General features: G+C 65.4%; 1 protein-coding gene. It reads right to left on the bottom strand.

The annotated features are described in order from the left end of the window. Positions 1-12: 12 nt before the first annotated feature. Positions 13-1,253 (bottom strand): IS3 family transposase gene (locus OXR60_RS19820; protein ID WP_267397781.1). Its coding sequence is split into 2 segments (ribosomal slippage): positions 13-906 and positions 909-1,253, totalling 1,239 coding nucleotides; the frame shifts between segments, so codons are not numbered across the junction. Positions 1,254-1,310 lie beyond the last annotated feature (57 nt).

Here is a 1,310-nt window from a genome sequence, read left to right as displayed (position 1 = left end):
TGTTGTTGCCCCTTAAATGGCTGACAGGGCCTCGCGTGTTGTCGCGATGAACTCGCGGGGTGACCTGTAGCCGAGAGCGCGGTGCGGATGCACCTCGTTATAGTGGGCGAGCCAGCCGGGCAGCTGCGCAATAACGGTCTGCGCATCAGGCTTGGGGTTCACGCGGACGTAGTCGCGCTTGAGGGTGCGGACGAACGCTTCGGCCATGCCGTTCGACTGTGGGCTGCTGACCGGGGTCGTGCGCGGGACCAATCCGATGCCGCGGGCGAAAGAACGAGTGTCGCGAGCAGTGTAGCAGCTGCCGTTATCGGTCAGCCATTCGATCGGCTGGGGCACGCGGTTTACCTGTCCGTAGCGGTGCTCGACGGTAGCGACCATCAGGTCCTGAACGTCCCCGGCGGTGATGCCGCCTGTGGTTGCCACATGTCCCATCGCCTCGCGGTCGCAGCAGTCGAGCGCAAAGGCGACACGCACCTTTTCGCCGTTGTCGCAGGCGATCTCCAATCCGTCGGAGCACCAGCGGGTGTTGCGCTGGTCGACAGCGACCCTGCCGTCGTGACGGCGTTCTTCGTGCCGTTCGCCGTCCCGTTGGAGCAGCAGCCCGTGGATCTTCATGACGCGGTAGACGCGTTTGACATTGGGCGCTGCGCGCGCGTTCTTTTCTGCCTGGCGGCGCAGCAGGGCATGAACGCGGCGATAGCCGTAGGTAGGCAGTTCGGCGACGAGCATGCGGATGTCGGCAACCAGCTCGGCATCCGGCAGCGGGGGTCGCCCGCGGGGCCGTGGCGGAGGCCGGTTGCGCATCGCAGACAAATGCGCACGGGCGACGCCGAAACCCTTCGCGACCGCGGTCACAGACCATCCCCGGGCAACGAGGTCGAGCGCAACAGCAGTTTTTTTGGGCCTGCAGCCCGGGACACGGCCTCGCGGAGCAGTTCGTTCTCCATGGCCTTCTTGCCCAGCAGCCGATGCAACTCACGGACCTGCGCCTCCAGCGCCCGGTACTCGGACGCCGGCACCACCTCCTCGCCGGCTGCCGCAGCGGTCAGCGCTCCCTGGCTCATCAGCCGACGCCAGGTGAAAACCTGGCTGCCGCTGATGCCGCGCTGGCGGGCAACAAGTGATACGCTCATCCCCGGCAGATACGTCTCTTCGACAATCCGGACCTTCTCCTCCGGTGTCCACCGCCTCCGGCGCTGAACACCGGAGAGGACGTCGCCCTCGTTGTAACGCCTGGTCGTACCGTCAGTCATATGCCTCACTCTTATCTAAGAGCGAGACCCTGTCAGGTCATTTGAGGGGCCACCTCA

Source organism: Sphingomonas sp. GC_Shp_5, from assembly GCF_026540855.1.
GTDB lineage: Bacteria > Pseudomonadota > Alphaproteobacteria > Sphingomonadales > Sphingomonadaceae > Sphingomonas.
The sequence above is the reverse complement of the archived record's forward strand: the minus strand, read 5'-3'. Positions and strand labels throughout refer to the sequence as shown.